Source organism: Pseudomonas taetrolens (assembly GCF_900475285.1).
In the GTDB taxonomy this organism is placed as follows: Bacteria; Pseudomonadota; Gammaproteobacteria; order Pseudomonadales; family Pseudomonadaceae; genus Aquipseudomonas; species Aquipseudomonas taetrolens.
Window position 1 is genome coordinate 3035234 of record NZ_LS483370.1, and the last position, 20722, is coordinate 3055955.

Here is a 20722-nt window from a genome sequence, read left to right on the forward strand (position 1 = left end):
GTGCTGTTCGATGGCCTGATATAACAGATCGAGACTGAATATTGGCTCAGACACGGCGCATCCCTTTCAAGTATTTCTGCAGCTCGTAGTTCATCTCTTGCTTGAGGGTCTGCAGCAAGCGTTCGTCGGCCTTTCGGCTCCACGCTTCAAAGTGGGGCCGCACAGCTCCAGGGAGATTTTGGCTTTGGCCAACGAAAAACGGTCGCTGTTCTCTCCTACGAAACCAGAGCTGGTTCCAAAGAGGCGCGGGAACTTGCTGGCTGTTATGCGAATTGGAAAGAAGAGGAAATGCCAGGCTTGCACGAAGTGCGCGCGTTATTGCTGCACCTGTACAAAAGAGCCGATAAAGATGGCCAATCCATCGCGGGACATGCCAGCGCGGCCATGACCAAAAACCACCAGAAAGACCACACCGATGTGATTCGGTCGGATGCGATTCCGGACCTGAATATCAGCGAAATTACTGGTTAGTTTGCGCCCATTTTGCACAAGGCAAAAACGAGAAAGGGAATCAAAGGCCTAAACCATTGACTCCCTTACAGAATATGGTCAGGACGGAGTGATTCGAACACTCGCCCCTAGCACCCCATGTCCGCTCGTAAAATATCGTAAGTCATTGTAATTAAAAGAAAAATAGAATTACGGTAGACGATCCCTCCACTTGATGGCTTGCATAGGATTGCTACGACAACTCTATGAGATCACGACTAGACACACTGATTCAGCGCTAATGTGAAAAGCAGCTTTTGGCCGATATCTGCCTTTGGTCAACGGCAGCTTTGGGTCGTTTTCAGCCGGCCACCACAGGCAGAAAACGGCCAAAAGATAGCGCTCTCTTCAGGGCCGCTCATCGATTGCGCTGATGATTACTATCGAAAGGCCCGCCTGTTTGGTTGCCAAACTGGCCCATATAATCGCCTCCGATTTCTCCCCGCTTCCCCCGCCTGTCCTCAGGCGACACTCCTCCTTGGAACCCAGCACTATGCCAAGCGCCAGCCCGGCCCATCACGGCCTACCCGAACATAATCAACAGAGTGTCAAACAGCAGTGGCTGGCGATTCTCTCAGTCGCCGTGGGTGCCTTCGCCTTGGTTACCAGCGAGTTTCTCCCGGTGGGCGTACTCAACGATGTCGCCAGCGACCTCGGTATCAGTGCAGGCCACGCCGGTCTGATGGTTACCCTGCCCGGCATAGCGGCTGCCCTCGCCGCCCCCTTGCTGTCTGTGGGCATTGGTGCCTCCGACCGTCGCTATCTGCTTATCGGCCTTACGCTGCTGATGATCATCGCCAACTCGGTGGTGGCCTTCGCCAGCGACTTCAGCCTGCTGCTGTTCGGTCGCGTACTACTGGGCATCAGTATCGGCGGTTTTTGGGCGACTGCCATTGCCCTCAGCGGCCGCTTGGCCCCCAGGGGAGTTGGCGTAGCCCAGGCTACCTCAATCATCATGGTCGGTGTGACCTTGGCCACCGTACTGGGCGTGCCGGTAGGTACTTGGCTGAGTGGCCTGATGGGCTGGCGCATGACCTTCCTGGTAACCGCGCTGGTGGGCGTACCAGTGCTACTGGCGCAGATCTTCCTGCTACCGCGGCTCAACCCGGACAAGGCCATTCGCATCAGTGACCTCCCAGCCTTGTTTATCAATCCACAAGCTCGGGTTGGCTTGATCGCTGTATTGCTGATTGGCCTGGCGCACTTTGCCGCGTACACCTACGTTGCCCCCTTCTTTAAACATAGTGCTGGCTTCGATGGGCCGACTATTGGCTCACTGCTGCTGCTCTATGGCGTGGCAGGGGTTATGGGTAATATTTTCGCCGGTTTCGCCGCCAACCGTAGCGTGCGGTACACCCTGTTACTGGTCGCATTGATGATCGGCAGCAGCACCGCCCTTTTCCCCTATTTCGCCACCGGCATGACCGGCGCGGCGATGCTGATCGCGCTCTGGGGCTTTGCCTTCGGCGCCTTCCCGGCCTGCTCCAGCATTTGGATGTTTGTCGTAGCGCCCAAGGATGTCGAACGCGGCATGCCACTATTTGTCGCCTTGTTCCAGGTAATTATTGCGCTGGGCTCGTTCTTCGGCGGGCAGATCGTCGATCATCTGGGCAGCTCGGTGTTGTTGAGTCTGGCTACGATTTTGGTTGGCTGTGGTTTTGTTATAGTGCTTGTACTGGGGCGTAACGTCAGTAATAGCCTAGCGGCCCAACCCAGCTAGCCTGATCCGGCTAAACAGCTGATATTGATTATTGAGCATTCCTGAGTTTTCCACAGTAACGCGCTCGGAAAATAAAAGGGTCGGATCATTTTGCCCGGCTGACTGGTTGCAACACGGCGAATAGCTACGGTCCGACTTCGACCGCAGCTATTCATGGGCACATCTCGGTTCGTTCTGCCATTTACAGGGCATCGTCAACTTCAAATCGTTGGTACCTGACGGCGCTCTCAAGCTTCGTATGATTGAGTCGTCGATCATGCCTCGTTAAAGGACAGCTTTCGGCCAAAAGCAGTCGCTCATGAACGACCACTTCCGAAAGCAGGGAACCTGACCTATGAGGTCAGTCGAAGCACTCCCCCCACGCAACGAACCCCCAATTTACGGATCAAAGAAGCTACTTGCGAAAGCGATCATCAAATCGCAGGCATTAAAAAACCCGCAGACATTGGGAGTCGCGTGAGAACGTCCTGCAAATAGGCATATGGATTATGTCCATTCAGCCGCGCAGTTTTGGATCAAATTCATGATGCCCTGAGAAAATTAGACCTCCACACTTTTCAAGCGCTCGAGTGCTCCCATCCAAGCACGGTGCAGGTAAAACCCCATAACTCCTTCACTCATATTATCAATCAGCTCTGCGTCACGAAGGGCCTGGAGAAAGCCTTTCCCTGTGTGAAGATGTGTATGGGCTAACGCATCACTGCGCGCGCGCTGGATATTTAGCAGCAAACTGTACCACGTGGTCTTGGTACGTATATTAAGTAGCTCGAACGAACTTTCAAATACAAATAAATCTTTAGCCATCATAAGATGGTTCTACATAAGCAGGTATGTATCAACGATTACCGACCCCATTAAAAAGTAGCCTTGAATTAATTACCCATACATTGAATACCAACAACACCCAAAGTTACATGTTTACAACTGGAGTTTGGATCTAGATCCGAGGTTTATGGCGCCTGCACTGTTGCGCTACCATCATGATAGTGACCGTTATCATCAATCAGCGTGTAATTTACCGCCAGTCCGATTGAGCCGCCGAGGTGGAATGCTTCCAGTGAGTAAGCCTTGTCACTGAGAGGTGGGGTCATCATGTCGGGTGTCTTGGCCACTGGTTGATCGTGCCCTTGAGCCACTAAGCGTAGTGAAGAGAACGATGCGTGATACGGCGTTGGGTTGTGACATATCAGTACCCATCCATCGCTCTGCTGCTTTAGGCTAAAGGTCAGCGTGGCGGCCATCTGTTCAGGCGTGCTAGGCAAGTTGGCCGGGCGGTAAAAAACTTTCATTTGCGTGTTCATGGCCACCGCGACTTGAGTGGCGATCAGAGGCGCGCTGGCTTTGGCAGGCGGAATCTCGTAAATGTTTAACCAACTGACAGACTCTCGGTCTTTTGGCAACGAGCTGCCATCATAAACAATGCGCAAACCTTGCAAGGCCCCTGGCTGCAGGCGGAACACAGAGGGTAAGGCGACCATTGTTGATACGGTATTTTCCGGGGCTTGATTACCCTCGCCGTTATCGACCCAGGTTTGTACAACCACCGGGTAGGCATTGGTATTGGCGAGCATCAGTGAGCGTTGGGATTGTCCTTCATCGAAAATCAGACGGGTTTTTTCGGGCATAACTCCCGCCTGAGCGGTTTGAGCCACACTCACAGTGAGAAATGCCCAGATCAGCAGTGGGGCGAGTTTGTGCCTGATCATTGCACTTTCACCAATACATAGGCTGTCGCGTTAACTTTCCCCGGCTTAGCCGTCAAACCGGGCAGCGCACTGAGGGTTGCAGTGATGGTTTGCGAGTAAGTGGTGTATCCCGACATATTGCTACCGCTGCTGCTGGCGCCCGCCAGTACCGGGTACCATCCACCTGAGGCACCCGTGCCAGTGCTCGACCACCCCAAAAAGTTCATGGCAGTGCCGTTACTGGCGTTTTGCAGACTGATACCGACCCCGGTAGCCACTGAGGAGTCGGTACCATAGCCGTTGGATAGCAGATGAGTGACTCCGCCACCACTGGTAACGAGGCCCATAGATTGAGCTTGTGTATAGGCGCTCTGAGCAACTTGAATACCCAGCGCAGTCTGATTGGTGGCGGTACCTGAACTGGTAGTGTTGCTGCATTCAAGGTCTATGGTGAAGTCACTACTGCGAGTCATGCCCTGGTTAAGCTCCGAGGCGGTTATTGGCATAAAGGTCACTACCGGCGTGACATTACGAGCCACGCAAGTGGCGGTATAGCTGATGGAGGCCGCCGAGCGCATCCCGAAGGCAACACCGTTAAGCTGCCCCCAGAAAGCGATGGCTTTATTGGAGTCAGAGCCTACCGGATCAGAAGCGATACCGCCGCCGCGGAACTGGATATAACCGTTGGGCTGGGTGCAAGTGTAGTTATAAGTACCAGCTCCCTCAGAGGGGGCCATGGCGGTGGTACACCAGTTACTGCCCGAGCCGGTTCTGGGTGGAAGGCTGGACACTCGGGCCAGATCGGCTTGAACCATGCTCAGGTGCTTGGCCTTGATCTGGATTTTGGTACCCACGGTGTCGTACGCGGTAATTTTAGCTTGCTGCCAGTAGCGGGAATACACCAGCCCCGAATTCAGATGAGTCAGCTTGATCCCGACATAAGGGAACCAGGTGGCATAGTAACCGGGCAGACCATCATTGATAGTTGCACCAGAGCCATTACCAATTTCCCAGTACCCCCCCACACGGTCGTCGCCATTGGTGGCGAACACTTCGTAGATGCTGTCTGCATCACTGAGATCGCACTCCCACATGACGGTTTCACTGGTCAGCCCGGTTGCCGCGGCTGGCGAAACCACGACTGAACCCAAGGGAGTGCCGACAGGTTGTAAGTAGGTGGATGACAGGTTGATCCGGCCGAAGGTCAACTGCGCCGAATTATTGTCCAACACCTGAGTCCCCCTGTAGATTCGCTTACACGTTGCCTGAGCGTCAGAAACAACAACCGCGCCGAAGGCCAGCAGCAGAGTGAGTAATGGCCGAGAGAAAGTCATAGGTAGCTCGTCGTCTGAAAAGGGATCACGGAATACGGCACTCGCTGTCGAGCTTGATCAACGCTTGGCTAACATCCAGGTGAGCCAGGTCGAAATTCATCGAGCACTGTTCACTAGGGTTTTCACCCCAGCGTACGCGCAGAGTGCCTTTGAGCTTGTCGGTGCGCAGGTAGGCCTGACTACCCTGACCAACCATGCCTATGATGCTGTTGCTGTCGTCCAGTACGTCGGCACCCATGGGCACGGCTTCGCCGTCACTGCGCAGGGCCTTGACCAAAATTGCGTTGCCGACGCGAGTTTTGAACGCCACCTTGACTGCCGCTCCGGCATAAGGTGCCACGCGGAGCTGACCGTTATCGAGCTCAGTTTTTTCATTCATGCCTTCCGGGTTGATGGCCACGGTGTTGTAACGGTAAGGCGTCAGTGACGGCACCAGGGCATAGCCATGGCTATCGATTTCGGCACCCATGCCATTCATGACTTTCGCACCACTGGCACCCTTGGCTTCGACCAGAGCAAAGGTGTCGCCCAAGTACGGCCCCAACGTTACGCCGCCGCCATGTATGGCCAGGGCACCGCGGGCACTGCCTGAAGCCTGCCAATAGTCCTGGCCTTTGGAGGCGCTGGCACTGACTGATGCGTTGGGAAGGTACTTTTGAAGACTTCCGCTCCACACGTTCCGTTTTTGTTGCGCGTCACGGGACACGTCCATGCTGTAACTCAACGATTGGTCCGTGCCTTGAGTCCCGGATAATGATGTCTGGTACATGCTGCCGGAGACCGAGCTATGCGTTACCGAGCTGCTCAGTGATGGCACATTAGGCTGGGCTGGGCTGCCGAGCGGGAAAGACACGGACAGTAGGGTGACGGTTTCGTTACTGCCAGCCGTGCGAGTAGTGCCCACGCCGTTGTTCGGCACATTATTGCCGAGCTGGTCGTCGTAGTTGCCACTTCGGCGATTGAGATAGCTGCCGGTGCTTTGCCGGGATACCGAAAGGTTGAGGCTGACGTTGTTGCGCAGGGTGTTGGCCCAGCCAAACTGTAACTGTGTATCGCGCTCGCGGCCATTACGGTAATCCTGAGTGGAACCGGACAAAAACACGCTACCTAAGTCATCAAGGCTTTGGTTGACCGATACCTCGAAGCGCGAGCGTTGCATAAAGCTCGTCGACTCCCAGGTTTCGTGATTGCGGATCGACTCACGCACTCCGAACACATCCCCCAAGTCGCGATAACCTTCGGTGGAATAGCGGTAACCGGCGATCGACAGCGTGGTGTTGGTCGGCTGGAAAGTCTGGCTATAAGACAGGCGAGCCATCCAGCCATCCAACTGACCTTCAGTCGGCAAGTCGGCCCGAGAATAGGTAGTGTCCAGACCGAACGCGCCGAAAGTACTGGCATACACTCCGCCAATCACGAACGCTTGATACCCTTCAGCGATGCGCAAACCGCTGTTGGCGGTGACGCTGTTGGTCAGGCCGCGTTGGTAAGTTATCTCGCTGAACGGGTCGTGGTCGCCCAAGTCCCGGCTTTGCCCCAGAGCTACGCTGTAACGTGATATGCCCGGCCGCAACGACTCCGGAATCGCCGAGAACGGTACGGTGAAACTGCTGATGCTGCCATCAGCTTCGATCACAGACACTTCCAGGTCGCCGTTGTAACTGGTCGAGTAGAGGTCGTTGATTTCGAAAGGGCCCGGCGCCACGGTGGTCTGATAAATATCATTGCCGTTCTGGCGGACGATTACCTGCGCGTTGGTTGTAGCGATTCCTCGCACGGTCGGTGCATAACCACGCATTGATTCGGGCAGCATGCGGTCATCGGACGCGAGCTCCATCCCCGTGTAGCTCAACCCCGAGAAAAAACGCCCTGAAGTAAAGCCCTGACCTACGGTCAAGTCACCTTTTAGTCCGGGCAACGCCCGCTGGGCGTAGGTACGGGTGGTGTTCCAGTGTTTACCGTTGTCATTGTCGTAGCGCAGGTTACCTTGTTGGCGCAGGCGCCAGAGACCAACGTTCAAACCGCTGTTGAGAGCCAGATAACTGGAGTCTGAACTACTGCTGTAGCTTCCAGTGCGAGTCACATGGTACTGGCTGGCGCTGTAGTTGACGAAACCGATGGTGCTGCCGGCGTCCAGATTTTGCGGAGCCACGTAACCGCGTGGGGTATTCAGCATCAGGCTTTGTGGAACGCTTAAATCCAGCCTTAATAAAGAAAAATCAAACGCGGTGGATGCCCCTTCTACAGCTTTTGACAGGATCAGGCATTGGCTATTGTCGTTGTCATGAATGGCACTTTTGAGTACGCCGGAGCTTTCAAGCAAAGTCGCAGGCAGGCAGGGCTGTACATCACCGTCACCCAAGTCGATAAAGCGCAGGTCAACACGATCCACGAAGCGGTTATTGATGAACAGGTCAACTTTGTATTGCCCAGGCTCAATGGCGTTGACCCGGTTGAAGCGCGACAGCGAACCCTTACCGAACATCATATTGTCATCGAACACATAGGGATCGTTTGACATTGAAGCGGAGGTGGCAGCCAGAGCAAAGCCAGGACATAGCAGGCTAATAGTGCTGAGCGAAGATACTCGTATGAAATCGCGCAACCAAAGCAAAGTCGAAATTCTAAAATCCTTCTGAAGTATTGATATGCGATACACAAGCATGACGCTCACTCTGAACGATCACTAAAGGGGCAAGTCGGTAGTGACATCAGCACCGAAATCGTTGACTAGAGTCAGGCGCAGAATGTCTCCTCCGTTCACCGAAAAACCGGCGGGCAGTGCCCAGTCGAGCTGGCTCAGCGGGGGGATCATCACGGCCTGTTTAAGAGGGAAGGATTTTCCGTTGCGGACGACTTGGGCGCTGCGCACAGTGGCGAAGTAGCCACTGTTATTACTAACGACAAGCGTCTTGTTCTGCGCTTTGAAACTTAGCGACTTGCTCAGCTCATCGGGATTACCGGCCAGCGCTTGTGGCCGGTAAAACAGCTTCATTCGGCTATTGACGCTGAGCAGTAATTTGTTGGCTTGCAGCTCGCTGGCTTTTATAGCAGGCATCTGCAAAAAGCTGAGGTAAAACAGAGTTTCTCGGTCTTTCGGCAAGTCTTTTCCGGTAAATACCAGGCGTACCACCTGCCCGGAATTGGGGTTTACGCGAAAAACCTGAGGATTTGCAATAAACGGCGCGCTGGCTGATTGCGCCGTGGTGTTGAGGGGGTCGCTGTCAACCCACATCTGAACCAGGTACGGATGGGTATCCTGATTGGTCAGTTGCACCATTTTCTCTTGGGCTTGAGCTGGGTAGATGACACGGGTACCGGTCATTACAACGCTGGCTATCGCGTTATGGGCCAAAAGGCTACAGACAGTCAGGGCTAGAGCCAGGGTGACTTTTTTAAGGCGAGACATAGGTATCCGCACACAATGTGTAGAGGGTATGGAAGTTGCGAGGGGGAACTACCGGGCGTATCGCCCGGCAGGATAGCTATTGACTTACAGGTAATCCAAAGCGTACTGAGCGGTAGCGGAGACGGTACCGGCGGTTGCTGCACCCGCTTCGCTGATGTAGCGAACGGCGAAGTCGTGGCTGGCACTGGTGGCGCCAGAGTCCAGGCTTAGACCGGCAACAGATGTAGTACCGTTGAGTACAACTGGGGCACCACCAGCAGCATCGAGCAGTTGAACTTGTACACTCGTGGCAGTACCCGCATTCCCGAGGTTGCCTGCGCTAGTTACGTTATTACCCAGGAATGCGGTTTTGATCGCCAAAGTCGAGGTGGGCGCAGCACAGTTGCTGACGCTGATAGTGAACGGGGTTTCTCCTGCCGTACTGCCGACGGCGTTCAACGCGGCGGCGCTGACGGTAGGCATCAGAATGACCGGATTGGCAGCGTTACCATTAACGGATACTTCGCAGGTTTGGTCTGAAACCTGACCTGTAAAGGTGATGGTGTTTTGAGAGGCGGCGAAAGCCATTACTGGGAAGAAAGTAGCAAGAACGAGAACAGTCCGCTTCATGATGTAGATCCTATGTAACGTTTAGATGAACTCCTTAACTCGCCATGAGTAAAGGGAGATATTGCTTTTAAGCGCAATTTTTATGAGCATCGGATTAAAATAAATTCCATTTTTATGTGGGTACTTATCATGGACATCCATCAAGACCCTTCTATAACTCGCTGACTTTCAAAAGTGCTGAAACGATTAAGCCTGATTGAACGACCAGGAAAATTGATCTGGATCAGTAAAAAAGCATTTTTCACAAAACCATGGCCAAAAATCCAAATTTAGGCACGTCTGGACAGGTAATAATGAAATCATCCTACTGACCAGCCCGTGCCCAAGGCGTCACATCGACCACGGTGCCTTGGCGCAGTATCAAGCCACGGTTACCCAAATAGCCGTTGATGACCTGCAAAACTCCGCCGGCCAGCTCATGTTTTTCCAACAGACGGTGGAAATTGAGGATCGTCGTTTCATCGGGAATCCGATCCAGATGCGCCCGGAAAACTGGCGCAGGATCGTGGTCACGTAAAGGGCTTCTTCCATCGCCGGATCGCTGTAACCAAACCAGCTCTGCATCAGATGATGCCCGCAGCATCACCATCCGCGGATACACCGGACGACCACCTTCGCCCTTCGGATCTTGTAGTACTGATCTGCGGGTTTGGTGGCCGGGCTGGATGTTGACGCATCCAGCTTCGGCCGCTCCTTTTACTTCGTGTCAGATACTTCTTTTGCGTAGGTCTGACAGGCCTGCAGCGCGATCAGTCCTTGATCGCCGTCGCCAATAATTCGTTGAGCATGCGCTGGGTCAAGTTGGGCTCTATGGGAATCATGAACCACGCCGCCGGTGCTGGTGGTGGCTTGCACTCCGTCACAACCAGTTGCGCCGGCGGTATCGAGTTGGCCTGACAGCCACAGATCAGCAGTAGCAAGGCAATCACGCAGGCGGGTCTGTTTCGTTCTCTCATCGGTCAGGGCTCGATAATGGGATTGGTCGCAGGCTGCCAGCCACTGCTCTAGGGCAAGGCGCTTACCCTGCTCCGCCAGAATTTGTGCAGAGTTGGCATTGGCCAGATTGGTGCGCTCGGTTTGGTGGGCAGCTTCCTTGGTGGCCAACTGCTGACCATAGGCGTTGGCCTCCCACTCCCATGCGGCCGACGCACTGCCCGCCATCAGGGCCAGGATGATCAACAGCACCCTGCCCCACTTCACCGCATCGATCTTCACGGCAACACCTTCAGCGCTCGGGCGTACAGCGCCTGACGATCCGCTGCGCCGTTCTGACCGCCATTGATGCGCCGAGTGATCGTGTCGAATTTGCCCGCATCGGCCAAGGTGCTCAGGCCTCGGCTCAACCAGAACCACGCAGCGGACATACTGGCGTGTTGTGGTTTCTCCAACAGCCCGGGGTGATTAACCAGGTCAAGGCCCAGGGCTTCGCCACACTCGGCGTAGTTGGCCCGGCCGGTGATCTGGATCAGGCCACGTCCGCGATACTTCTGACCGTCACCATCAGCCTCTGGTGTGTTCCCCAAACGCTTGGCGAGTAAGCCGGTGTCGTACTTACTCAGGTACTGGTCGTTGCCCAGTTCGCGCACCTTAGCTTTGCCCTTCTTGCCGGCATTGCACTCGATGGTGGTCGACCAACCTGACTGGGTGAATACCTGCTCCCGGGAATCCACCAGGTACTCGCCATCGAGCCCGTCCTTGAACCCTGTGCGTTGATCATCCGTTACCTCCTGCTTGTCGCTGGCTTGCACCAGGTCAGGCAACAAGATAAGCACACCACCGCGATACGGCTCGGGTTCAGAGGACAGCCCCGGGTTGGCTTCCAGCACCGCCTCCACGCTGCCGTTGAGGTGCCCATAGGCGTTGTGGCAAATGGTGTAGAGTTTGTCGCCATCAAGTGTTCTGCAGGTCTTCGCCATAACGGACAAACTCCAAACTAAAGCCCTGCTTGCGCGGGATACCGCCCTGCAGTAAGGCGCTTCGATCCTCGCTGATCGAGGTCAGACACCAGTCCCCCAGGACGTGGCCATAACCTGTGGTCAGCCCAATCGGCAGCAACAAGCCACCAATTCTACGCAGGGTGTCCAGTAGCTTTAAGCCGCCCCGGTGGCCCGGAAAAATCGGCCCTTGAGGGGCATTTTTTCCTCACCCATGCCCACCGACTGCTGCGCCGACCGACGCGTCAGGCGCTCCTGAGAAGCCCAACGAAAGCTGCTCTGTCGACTCAACTCATCGAAGGCCGCCGTGTCTAGGTTGAAGTAGTACGGCGGCGCCTCATGCTTATGCGGCTGCATGATTAGCAAGTGGGGGAACGGCTTCACCGCCTCCACTGCGGGGGTGGTATCCGTCGCAAAAATGCTGGTCGGCAGAATGTTACCCAGCGCGGGATTGATCTTGCCGGCAATCTGGTTAATCGCGTTTTTGGCCCGGGTTGCCTGCTCGCCAAACACCTCCAGACGCTGCTCGATCTGCGCGGCGGCGCGGGTGGCGTGGACTGGAACGCACTGAACATAGCTAACGGCAACGACCTGGTCGCTATGGTGCTAAGAGGAGTTGCCTGATGGCACCACGGCCACGCAATAGTGCGAACAAGCACCTACCTCAGAACCTGTACTTTGATCCACGGCGCTCGACCTACCGCTACCGTCGCCCCAGCGACGGTAAGTGGTTTCAGTTCGGTACCGATCGGATCAGGGCAATCGATGCCGCAAAACAGCTGAACCTGGCCTTTATGCAAGGCGCCGATCTGGTCCGCTCCGTCATGGGCAATCCATCGGGCTCGTTTGCGGGTTTTCTGGATAAATACGAAGCCGAGATCTTGCCTCCCCGCGAGTTGGCCAAGGGTACGCTCGGACTGTACGCCGTTCACTTCAGACGCTTCCGAAAGCATTTTGAGGGCAAAGCCGTCGATCAAATAACCATTCGTATGGTTGCCGAGTTGCTGGACACACTGACCCCAAGGAGCGCCAATCAAAGTCGTGCTCTGCTGGTAGATATTTTCAATCACGCAGCGTCCAAGGGCTTATGCCCGGACAACCCGGCATCGAGCACCATCAACCGTATCGAGAAGAAGCAACGCAAACGCCATACCGTGGAAGGCCTGAAGGCGATCAGGGAGGTGGCCGCACCCTGGCTGCGCAACGCCATCGATTTGGCGCTGATCACTGCTCAGCGGCGCTCAGACATTCTGGACATGCGATTTGATGGCGTTCGGGATGGTTTCCTGTTCCTGGTACAAGAGAAAACAGCCAAGGCCAGTGATACTGCGTGGATTCGTTTCAAGGTGACTGACGAGCTGCAGTCAGTCATTACCCGCTGCCGAGACAACGTCGCCTCACCCTTCCTGATTCATCGCAAGCCGCAACGATTGCTGCAGAAGCAGGCGCAAACCAAAGAGCACTGGACGAAGGTCGAGGATCGCTTTCTAACGCGTTCTTTTAAAGAGGCGCGGGAACTTGCTGGCTGTTATGCGGACTGGAAAGAAGAGGAAATGCCGGGCTTTCACGAAGTGCGCGCGCTGTCGCTGCACCTGAACAAAAGAGCGGGTAAAGATGGCCAGACCATTGCGGGGCATGCCAGCGAGACCATGACCAAGAACTACCAGAAAGACCACGCCGATGTGATCTGGTCGGATGCGATTCCAGACCTGAATATCAGCGAAATTACCGGTTAGTTTTGCGCCCATTTTGCGCCAGTTTTGCGCAAGGCAGAAACGAGAAAGGGAATCAAAGGCCTAAACCCTTGATTCCCTCACAGAATATGGTCGGGACGGAGTGATTCGAACACTCGACCCCTAGCACCCCATGCTAGTGCGCTACCGGACTGCGCTACGCCCCGACTAGGCGTTACCTCTGCAAGACAACTTGCTGAGACGTCGAGAAATATACTCTAAGCATTTGAAATACGAAAGTATTTTTAGCTTAAAATTATTTCCGAAGAACCAGCAAGACGTCTTCAAGCTCGGAGATCGTTTGACGGATCAGTTGCTTGTATTGCGTGGTGTCGTCTTTGGCTTCGTCACCGGAAAGCCGCAGGCGCGCTCCTCCGATGGTGAAACCTTGATCATAAAGAAGTGCGCGTATCTGCCGGATCATCAGCACATCCTGGCGCTGATAATACCGGCGGTTTCCGCGACGTTTTACGGGGTTGAGCTGAGGAAACTCTTGCTCCCAATAGCGCAGCACGTGAGGTTTTACCCCACATAGCTCGCTGACTTCGCCAATGGCGAAGTAGCGTTTGCCTGGGATCGGCGGGAGCTCGTCGTTATGACTTGGTTCCAGCATAAGCCTCTACTCGGGCCTTCAACTTCTGCCCTGGACGAAAGGTGACCACACGGCGAGCCGTGATCGGGATTTCCTCTCCCGTTTTCGGATTGCGGCCAGGCCGCTGTCGCTTGTCACGCAGATCAAAGTTGCCAAAACCTGACAATTTGACCTGTTCATTGTCTTCCAGAGCGTGCCTGATTTCTTCGAAAAACAACTCCACCAGTTCTTTGGCTTCGCGTTTATTCAGGCCCAGCTCTTCATAAAGACGTTCCGCCATTTCAGCTTTCGTCAGAGCCCCCATACGTCACTTCCTTAACGTGGCGTTCAACCTGTTTTCGAGCGAGGTGAGGATATTTTGTGTCGTGGTATTCACCTCATCGTCATTAAGAGTGCGCGATGGATGCTGCCAGGTCAAGCCAACTGCAAGGCTTTTTCTTTGCGGATCAATGCCTTTACCCTGGTAAACGTCAAATAACCTGAGGTCAGTGAGCCATTCACCTGCATTTTCACGAATAACATCCAGTACGGCACTGGCCGCAACGTCGCGATCAACCAGCAGCGCCAAGTCACGACGAACTTCAGGAAAGCGCGATAACTCGTGGAATTTAGGCATTTTTCCGAGCGCGACTTCCGCCAGAACCAGCTCGAACACAAACACGGGACGATCCAGACCCAATGTTTTTGACAGCTCAGGGTGAATCGCACCTACGTAACCCACTTCGCGACCATCACGTTCAATACGTGCGGTTTGGCCCGGATGCAGCGCCGGGTGCTTTCCTGGTACGAACGTGAACGCATCCAGCGCACCGGCAAAGCCCAGCACGGCTTCAACATCAGCCTTGACGTCAAAGAAGTCGACCACTTCGCGACCTTGCGCCCAGCCTTCAGCCAAACGGGTACCGCATACCACACCTGCCAGCATCGGCTCTTGCTTCAAGCCTTCCAGCTGACCGACAAAGCGCAAACCGCTTTCGAACAGACGAACACGGTCTTGCTGACGATTAAGGTTGTGCTGCAGCGATTTGATCAAGCCTGGCCACAAAGAGGCACGCATGGCCGCCATGTCGCTGGAGATCGGGTTGGCCAGCAACAAAGGTTCCACGCCCGGGCTGAACAGTTCGAACTGCTTGGGATCGATGAAGCTATAAGTAATCGCTTCCTGATAACCACGCGCTACCAGCAGACGTCGCAGCTCAGGCAAGTCGCTGCGCGCTTCGGCTTTGGCCTGGGGGGCCAGGCGAGCTTGCGGGTAGCGAACCGGCAAGCGGTTGTAGCCGTACAGGCGAGCCAGCTCTTCGATCAGATCAACTTCAAGGCTGATATCGAAGCGATGGCTAGGCACCTCTACGCGCCACTGCCCTTCCCCGGAGGCATTGATGGTCAGGCCCAAAGCGCTGAGCAGGCGCTCAACTTCAACCGGGTCCATGTCCATGCCCAGCATTTGGCTGATACGCGCGGCACGCAAAGTGATCGGTTCGATCGAGGGCAGGTACTGCTCGCTGACGGTCTCAATGACAGGACCCGCTTCACCACCGGTGATTTCCAGCAGCAGACCAGTGGCACGCTCCATGGCTTCACGGGCTAATTGCCAGTCCACGCCACGCTCGTAGCGGTGCGAAGCATCGGTGTGCAAGCCATAGGAACGCGCCTTGCCTGCCACCACAATCTGGTCGAAGAATGCGCTTTCCAGGAAGATGTCGCGAGTGGTCGCGGTCACGCCGCTGTGCTCACCGCCCATCACGCCCGCAATGGCCAGAGCACGCGAATGGTCGGCAATCACCAGCGTATCGCTACGCAGAGTGACTTCCTGACCATCCAGCAATACCAGCTTTTCGCCCTCTTCGGCCATACGCACCCGGATGCCGCCATTGATCTCGGCGAGATCAAACGCGTGCAACGGCTGACCCAGTTCCAGCATCACGTAGTTGGTGATGTCGACGGCGGCATCAATGCTCCGGACATCGGCACGGCGCAGACGCTCAACCATCCACATCGGTGTTGGACGGGACAGGTCGACGTTGCGGATCACGCGCCCCAGATAACGAGGACAGGCCGCAGGCGCAAGCACCTCAACAGCGCGAACTTCGTCATGCACGGCCGGCACAGCAGCCACGACAGGACGCGTCACTTCTGCTGCGTAGAGCGCACCGACTTCACGCGCCAGGCCCGCCAGCGACAAGCAGTCGCCACGGTTAGGCGTCAGATCCACTTCGATGCTGGCATCTTCAAGTGCCAGGTAAACGCGGATGTCTTCACCCACCGGTGCATCTGCCGGCAGTTCCATCAGGCCGTCATTGCCCTCGCCAACCTGCAACTCGGCTTGAGAGCAGAGCATGCCATTGGACTCGACGCCACGCAGTTTGGCCTTCTTGATCTTGAAGTCGCCCGGCAGCTCGGCACCAATCATCGCAAACGGGATCTTCAGGCCGGGACGCACGTTAGGCGCACCGCACACAACCTGAAAAGTCTCCGAGCCATTGCTGACCTGGCATACACGAAGCTTGTCGGCATCGGGATGCTGCTCGGTGCTCAACACCTCGCCAACCACCACGCCACTGAACACACCGGCGACCGGTGCAACGCTATCGACCTCAAGGCCGGCCATCGACAGACGGGCAACCAGCTCGTCACGTCCTACCTGCGGGTTAACCCAACCACGCAGCCATTGTTCACTGAATTTCATCCTGCTCTCCTAAGAATTCGTTACGACTAGCGAAATTGCGCGAGGAACCGCAAGTCGTTGTCGAAGAACAGACGCAAGTCGTTCACGCCGTAACGCAGCATGGCCAGACGCTCAACACCCATGCCGAAGGCAAAGCCCGAGAATTCTTCCGGATCGATCCCGGACATCCGCAACACGTTTGGATGAACCATCCCGCAGCCCATGACTTCCAGCCAGCCGGTCTGTTTGCAGACACGACAGCCTTTGCCACTGCACATCACGCATTCCATATCCACTTCAGCGGATGGCTCGGTGAACGGGAAGTACGAAGGACGGAAACGCACTGCCAGTTCTTTTTCGAAGAACACGCGCAGAAACTCTTCAATGGTCCCTTTCAGGTCAGCGAAGTTGATATCACGATCGACCAACAAGCCTTCAACCTGGTGAAACATTGGCGAGTGGGTAATATCGGAGTCACTACGGTACACACGGCCTGGACAGACAATGCGGATCGGAGGTTGTTTGGATTCCATGGTGCGGACCTGTACCGGCGAGGTATGGGTGCGCAACAGCATGTTTGCATTGAAGTAGAAGGTGTCATGCATCGAGCGGGCCGGGTGATGGCCAGGGATGTTGAGCGCTTCAAAGTTATGGTAATCGTCTTCAACCTCAGGGCCTTCGGCAATGCCGTAGCCGATGTGGGTGAAGAATTGCTCGATACGTTCCAGAGTGCGCGTAACCGGATGCAGACCACCTGAGGTCTGGCCACGGCCAGGCAGGGTCACGTCAATGGACTCGGCGGACAGTTTGGCGGCCAGGTCGGCCTCTTCAAACAACGCCTTGCGCGCATTGAGAACCTCTGTAACACGCTCCTTGGCAACGTTGATCAGAGCACCCACTTGCGGGCGCTCCTCAGCCGGCAAATTCCCCAGGGTCTTCATCACCTGAGTCAATTCACCCTTTTTGCCAAGGTATTGAACCCGGATTTGCTCCAGGGCATTGATATCTTCAGCGCTTTGCACAGCCTCTAGTGCTTGAGAGACCAGCGCATCCAGGTTTTCCATGTACAGACTCCAGATACAAAATAGGGGAAGAGCTTGAAGGCTCTTCCCCTATTTATGACGTTTAGCACCCAGGTCCACACAAGTGAACCCAAGTAACTGTCGGGGGTACTTAAGCCAGAGTGGCTTTAGCTTTCTCGACAATCGCAGCAAACGCCGCTTTTTCGTTCACTGCCAGATCAGACAGAACCTTACGGTCGATCTCGATGGAAGCTTTTTTCAGGCCGGCGATGAAACGGCTGTAGGACAGACCGTTGATACGTGCACCAGCGTTGATACGAGCGATCCACAGAGCGCGGAACTGACGTTTTTTCTGACGACGGTCACGGTAGGCGTATTGGCCTGCCTTGATTACCGCTTGCTTGGCAACACGGAATACGCGTGAGCGTGCGCCGTAGTAGCCTTTAGCCAGTTTCAGAATTTTTTTGTGACGTTTACGGGCGACAACGCCACGCTTTACACGAGCCATGAGTTACTTCCTCTATTCTTAACCAAAAATTAACGAAGGCGCAGCATGCGCTCGACTTTTGCCACGTCAGACGGATGCAGCAAGCTGCTACCGCGCAGTTGACGCTTACGCTTGGTCGACATTTTGGTCAGGATGTGGCTCTTGAAAGCGTGTTTGTGCTTGATACCGTTAGCAGTTTTCAGAAACCGCTTAGCAGCACCACTTTTAGTCTTCATCTTTGGCATGTTCGGATACTCCGCATTCAGTTGATAAACATAACCACAAGGCCTGCCGTGCCCTGGTGATTACTTCTTCTTTTTCGGGGCGATGACCATAATCAGTTGGCGTCCTTCCATCTTAGGATGCTGTTCGACGGTTCCGTATTCAACCAGGTCACCTTCAACCCGCTTCAACAGTTCCATACCCAGCTCCTGGTGGGCCATCTCACGACCGCGGAATCTTAACGATACCTTGGCCCTGTCCCCATCACTCAGGAAACGTACCAGGTTGCGCAGTTTTACCTGGTAATCCCCTTCCTCCGTCCCTGGACGAAACTTGATTTCTTTAACTTGAATCTGTTTCTGGTTTTTCTTTGCAGCAGCAATCTGCTTCTTCTTTTCGAAGATCGATTTGCCGTAGTCCATCAGCTTACAAACTGGGGGTACTGCATCAGCGGAAATTTCCACCAAATCCAGTTTGGCCTCTTCAGCTTTAAGAAGCGCGTCTTCAATTGACACAATCCCAAGCTGCTCGCCTTCAGCTCCAATTAACCGAACCTCGCGTGCCGAGATATTCTCGTTGATCGGGGCCTTCGGTGCAGCTCGTTTATCTTGTCTCATTTCACGCTTAATAATAATTACTCCGAATCATGGCGACCACGCCGGGAAACCGCTTGTGCGAGGAATTCAGCGAATTGCGCGACGGGCATCGAGCCCAAGTCAGCACCTTCACGTGTACGCACAGCGACAGTCTGCATCTCGACTTCCCGATCTCCGATAACCAAGAGATAAGGAACCTTGAGCAAAGTATGCTCGCGGATTTTAAAGCCGATCTTTTCATTTCTCAAGTCAGACTTGGCACGAAATCCGCTCTGATTGAGAGTTTTTTCAACTTCAAGGGCAAAATCTGCCTGTTTGTCAGTGATATTCATGATCACTGCCTGGGTTGGCGCCAGCCACGCAGGGAATGCACCTTCATAGTGCTCGATCAGAATACCGACAAAGCGCTCGAACGATCCGAGGATCGCACGGTGCAGCATAACGGGATGCTTGCGGCTGTTGTCTTCGGACACATATTCTGCGCCAAGACGGATCGGCAGGTTGAAATCGAGCTGTAAGGTACCACATTGCCACACTCGACCCAGACAATCTTTCAGAGAAAATTCAATCTTGGGCCCGTAAAAGGCACCTTCACCCGGCTGCAGGTCATAGGCCAGACCCGCGCTATCAAGGGCTGAGGCAAGCGCACTTTCGGCGCGATCCCACAATTCATCGGAACCCACACGCTTCTCGGGACGCGTCGACAGCTTGAGCTCGATATCCTTGAAACCGAAGTCTGCATAGACATCCAGGGTCAGCTTGATGAACGCTGCGGACTCGGCCTGCATCTGCTCTTCAGTACAGAAGATATGGGCGTCATCCTGGGTAAAGGCACGCACACGCATGATGCCGTGCAGAGCACCCGACGGCTCATTACGGTGACAGGCACCAAACTCGGCCAGGCGCATCGGCAGTTCACGGTAGCTTTTCAGCCCCTGATTGAACACTTGCACGTGGCAAGGGCAGTTCATCGGCTTGATCGCGTAATCGCGGCTCTCCGACTCAGTGGTGAACATGTTTTCAGCGTAGTTGGCCCAGTGCCCGGACTTTTCCCACAGGCTGCGGTCGACGACTTGAGGGGTCTTGATCTCAAGATAGCCGTTCTCGCGCTGGATCTTGCGCATGTATTGCTCAAGAACCTGGTAAAGCGTCCAGCCATTCGGATGCCAGAACACCATGCCCGGCGCTTCTTCCTGGGTGTGGAACAGGCCAAGTCGCTTGCCGATTTTACGGTGATCACGCTTCTCGGCTTCTTCAATACGCAGGACATAAGCTGCCAGCTGCTTCTTATCAGCCCAGGCCGTGCCATAGATACGCTGCAATTGCTCGTTCTTGGCATCGCCACGCCAGTAGGCGCCCGACAGCTTGGTCAGCTTGAACGATTTCAGGAAACGCGTATTCGGGACGTGAGGCCCGCGGCACATGTCGACGTATTCTTCATGGAAGTACAGGCCCATGGCCTGTTCGTTCGGCATGTCTTCGACCAGGCGCAGCTTGTAGTCTTCGCCCCGAGCAGCAAACAGCTCAATTACTTCAGCACGCGGCGTCACCTTCTTGATGACGTCGTAGTCTTTTTCGATCAACTGTTGCATGCGCTGTTCGATAGCCGCCATGTCATCCGGAGTAAACGGACGCTCGTAGGCTATATCGTAATAAAAGCCTTCATCAATGACAGGGCCGATCACCATCTTGGCAGTTGGATACAACTGCTTGACCGCATGACCGACCAAGTGGGCACAAGAGTGACGAATGATTTCCAGCCCCTCTTCATCCTTGGGCGTGATGATTTGCAGCGTGGCGTCATTTTCGATCAGGTCACAGGCATCAACCAGCTTGCCGTTGACCTTGCCGGCCACAGTGGCCTTGGCCAGACCTGCACCAATGGATGCGGCGACCTCGGCAACGGATACCGGGTGATCGAATGAGCGTTGACTGCCGTCGGGAAGAGTAATAGTTGGCATGGCGCCTCCTCTCCTAGTGGTGACCCCTACCAAAGGTCACGTGGGTTGGGATGAGCCAGTACGTGATTCGGTGGTACGCCTGCCTCACAGTGGCAGGAGCCTTGCGGCCAACCGGAAACCGAACCAGAGTGACTGGAGTTCAATTCAAAAAGGTTAATGGCTCTGCCTCGCGACTCACACCGCGAATCGACAGAAAAATGCCAAGGGCGGCATGCTATCACAGATGTAGCCCCCCTGCCCCGCCGCCGGCGCCTCATCCAGAAA

19 protein-coding genes, 1 tRNA gene and 4 pseudogenes are annotated in these 20722 nt (G+C 55.0%); 3 read left to right on the forward strand and 21 right to left on the reverse strand.

Annotated elements, in window-relative coordinates; translation table 11 throughout:
* Positions 1–46: 46 nt before the first annotated feature.
* Positions 47–228 (reverse strand): annotated as a pseudogene (locus DQN55_RS22455) (hypothetical protein); the annotation flags it as partial.
* On the opposite strand from DQN55_RS22455, the pseudogene DQN55_RS13870 reads away from it, so the two are divergent.
* Both DQN55_RS13870 and DQN55_RS13875 read left to right on the forward strand, forming a co-directional pair.
* A pseudogene (locus DQN55_RS13870) lies at positions 217–471 on the forward strand (integrase); the annotation flags it as partial. The pseudogenes DQN55_RS22455 and DQN55_RS13870 sit on opposite strands and share 12 nt — an antisense overlap.
* A gap of 511 nt (positions 472–982) precedes the next feature.
* Complete coding sequence (locus DQN55_RS13875) at positions 983–2209, forward strand: MFS transporter (protein ID WP_048381847.1); 1227 nt, start codon at positions 983–985, stop codon at positions 2207–2209.
* A gap of 413 nt (positions 2210–2622) precedes the next feature.
* Here the strand turns inward: DQN55_RS13875 and DQN55_RS22660 are convergent, their stop codons facing one another.
* From DQN55_RS22660 to DQN55_RS13930, 11 genes and pseudogenes are all read right to left on the reverse strand, one after another.
* Entirely contained in the window at positions 2623–2709 is an 87-nt protein-coding gene (locus tag DQN55_RS22660) for a transposase domain-containing protein (RefSeq protein ID WP_074703018.1), read from the reverse strand.
* A 40-nt stretch (positions 2710–2749) separates the two neighbouring features.
* Positions 2750–3016 (reverse strand): hypothetical protein, encoded by a 267-nt coding sequence (locus DQN55_RS13885; protein ID WP_048381843.1) that lies wholly within the window; start codon positions 3014–3016, stop codon positions 2750–2752.
* Positions 3017–3159: 143 nt separating this feature from the next.
* Positions 3160–3834: a fimbrial biogenesis chaperone gene (locus tag DQN55_RS13890; protein WP_231995596.1), complete on the reverse strand. Its 675-nt coding sequence runs from the start codon at positions 3832–3834 to the stop codon at positions 3160–3162.
* A 77-nt stretch (positions 3835–3911) separates the two neighbouring features.
* Entirely contained in the window at positions 3912–5126 is a 1215-nt protein-coding gene (locus DQN55_RS13895) for a fimbrial protein (protein ID WP_231995598.1), read from the reverse strand.
* Positions 5127–5253: 127 nt separating this feature from the next.
* Complete coding sequence (locus tag DQN55_RS13900; protein WP_231995600.1) at positions 5254–7731, reverse strand: fimbria/pilus outer membrane usher protein; 2478 nt, start codon at positions 7729–7731, stop codon at positions 5254–5256.
* A 183-nt stretch (positions 7732–7914) separates the two neighbouring features.
* Positions 7915–8508, reverse strand: coding sequence for a fimbrial biogenesis chaperone (locus tag DQN55_RS13905; protein ID WP_231995602.1), 594 nt, complete (start codon positions 8506–8508; stop codon positions 7915–7917).
* A gap of 213 nt (positions 8509–8721) precedes the next feature.
* Positions 8722–9246, reverse strand: coding sequence for a fimbrial protein (locus DQN55_RS13910; RefSeq protein WP_048381838.1), 525 nt, complete (start codon positions 9244–9246; stop codon positions 8722–8724).
* 328 nt (positions 9247–9574) lie between these two features.
* Positions 9575–9871: pseudogene (locus tag DQN55_RS13915) on the reverse strand (transposase); the annotation flags it as partial.
* Between the two features lie 71 nt (positions 9872–9942).
* Positions 9943–10461, reverse strand: coding sequence for a lysozyme (locus tag DQN55_RS13920; protein WP_048381836.1), 519 nt, complete (start codon positions 10459–10461; stop codon positions 9943–9945).
* Positions 10458–11162, reverse strand: coding sequence for a tail protein X (locus DQN55_RS13925; protein ID WP_082150746.1), 705 nt, complete (start codon positions 11160–11162; stop codon positions 10458–10460). Before DQN55_RS13925 ends, DQN55_RS13920 begins: the two co-directional genes overlap by 4 nt.
* Positions 11137–11732 (reverse strand): annotated as a pseudogene (locus DQN55_RS13930) (phage tail protein); the annotation flags it as partial. The gene DQN55_RS13925 and the pseudogene DQN55_RS13930, both read right to left, overlap by 26 nt.
* A 71-nt stretch (positions 11733–11803) precedes the next feature.
* On the opposite strand from DQN55_RS13930, the gene DQN55_RS13935 reads away from it, so the two are divergent.
* Entirely contained in the window at positions 11804–12916 is a 1113-nt protein-coding gene (locus DQN55_RS13935) for a phage integrase Arm DNA-binding domain-containing protein (protein WP_048381834.1), read from the forward strand.
* An 87-nt stretch (positions 12917–13003) separates the two neighbouring features.
* On the opposite strand, the gene DQN55_RS13940 is transcribed toward DQN55_RS13935, so the two are convergent.
* The 9 genes from DQN55_RS13940 to thrS all read right to left on the reverse strand — a co-directional run bounded on the left by DQN55_RS13940 (position 13004) and on the right by thrS (position 20458).
* Positions 13004–13080: transfer RNA gene (locus DQN55_RS13940), tRNA-Pro, on the reverse strand.
* A gap of 89 nt (positions 13081–13169) precedes the next feature.
* A complete protein-coding gene (locus tag DQN55_RS13945) occupies positions 13170–13526 on the reverse strand; it encodes a MerR family transcriptional regulator (RefSeq protein ID WP_048383164.1) in 357 nt (118 codons plus the stop codon).
* Positions 13507–13809, reverse strand: coding sequence for an integration host factor subunit alpha (gene ihfA / locus DQN55_RS13950; RefSeq protein ID WP_002553164.1), 303 nt, complete (start codon positions 13807–13809; stop codon positions 13507–13509). The genes DQN55_RS13945 and ihfA overlap by 20 nt, the downstream gene beginning before the upstream one ends.
* Before the next feature lie 3 nt (positions 13810–13812).
* Positions 13813–16191: a phenylalanine--tRNA ligase subunit beta gene (pheT, locus tag DQN55_RS13955; RefSeq protein WP_048383163.1), complete on the reverse strand. Its 2379-nt coding sequence runs from the start codon at positions 16189–16191 to the stop codon at positions 13813–13815.
* 26 nt (positions 16192–16217) lie between these two features.
* Entirely contained in the window at positions 16218–17234 is a 1017-nt protein-coding gene (gene pheS, locus DQN55_RS13960; protein ID WP_048383162.1) for a phenylalanine--tRNA ligase subunit alpha, read from the reverse strand.
* A 109-nt stretch (positions 17235–17343) separates the two neighbouring features.
* The gene (gene rplT, locus DQN55_RS13965; protein ID WP_003442184.1) at positions 17344–17700 is read right to left on the reverse strand and encodes a 50S ribosomal protein L20; all 357 of its coding nucleotides are present in this window, start codon (positions 17698–17700) and stop codon (positions 17344–17346) included.
* Positions 17701–17729: 29 nt separating this feature from the next.
* Positions 17730–17924, reverse strand: a complete 195-nt coding sequence (gene rpmI, locus DQN55_RS13970) for a 50S ribosomal protein L35 (RefSeq protein ID WP_002553160.1) — start codon at positions 17922–17924, stop codon at positions 17730–17732.
* A gap of 60 nt (positions 17925–17984) precedes the next feature.
* Positions 17985–18536: a translation initiation factor IF-3 gene (infC, locus tag DQN55_RS13975; protein WP_172601058.1), complete on the reverse strand. Its 552-nt coding sequence runs from the start codon at positions 18534–18536 to the stop codon at positions 17985–17987.
* Entirely contained in the window at positions 18536–20458 is a 1923-nt protein-coding gene (gene thrS, locus DQN55_RS13980) for a threonine--tRNA ligase (protein WP_048383160.1), read from the reverse strand. Before thrS ends, infC begins: the two co-directional genes overlap by 1 nt.
* Positions 20459–20722 lie beyond the last annotated feature (264 nt).

Bases quoted from the DNA above. Each gene is read 5' to 3' on its own strand.
- DQN55_RS13875 (WP_048381847.1), top strand. From the start codon at position 983: ATGCCAAGCGCCAGCCCGGCCCATCACGGCCTACCCGAACATAATCAA.
- DQN55_RS13885 (WP_048381843.1), bottom strand. From the start codon at position 3,016: ATGATGGCTAAAGATTTATTTGTATTTGAAAGTTCGTTCGAGCTACTT.
- DQN55_RS13890 (WP_231995596.1), bottom strand. From the start codon at position 3,834: ATGCCCGAAAAAACCCGTCTGATTTTCGATGAAGGACAATCCCAACGC.
- DQN55_RS13905 (WP_231995602.1), bottom strand. From the start codon at position 8,508: ATGGTGCAACTGACCAATCAGGATACCCATCCGTACCTGGTTCAGATG.
- DQN55_RS13910 (WP_048381838.1), bottom strand. From the start codon at position 9,246: ATGAAGCGGACTGTTCTCGTTCTTGCTACTTTCTTCCCAGTAATGGCT.
- DQN55_RS13925 (WP_082150746.1), bottom strand. From the start codon at position 11,162: ATGGCGAAGACCTGCAGAACACTTGATGGCGACAAACTCTACACCATT.
- DQN55_RS13935 (WP_048381834.1), top strand. From the start codon at position 11,804: ATGGCACCACGGCCACGCAATAGTGCGAACAAGCACCTACCTCAGAAC.
- DQN55_RS13945 (WP_048383164.1), bottom strand. From the start codon at position 13,526: ATGCTGGAACCAAGTCATAACGACGAGCTCCCGCCGATCCCAGGCAAA.
- ihfA (WP_002553164.1), bottom strand. From the start codon at position 13,809: ATGGGGGCTCTGACGAAAGCTGAAATGGCGGAACGTCTTTATGAAGAG.
- pheT (WP_048383163.1), bottom strand. From the start codon at position 16,191: ATGAAATTCAGTGAACAATGGCTGCGTGGTTGGGTTAACCCGCAGGTA.
- pheS (WP_048383162.1), bottom strand. From the start codon at position 17,234: ATGGAAAACCTGGATGCGCTGGTCTCTCAAGCACTAGAGGCTGTGCAA.
- rplT (WP_003442184.1), bottom strand. From the start codon at position 17,700: ATGGCTCGTGTAAAGCGTGGCGTTGTCGCCCGTAAACGTCACAAAAAA.
- rpmI (WP_002553160.1), bottom strand. From the start codon at position 17,924: ATGCCAAAGATGAAGACTAAAAGTGGTGCTGCTAAGCGGTTTCTGAAA.
- thrS (WP_048383160.1), bottom strand. From the start codon at position 20,458: ATGCCAACTATTACTCTTCCCGACGGCAGTCAACGCTCATTCGATCAC.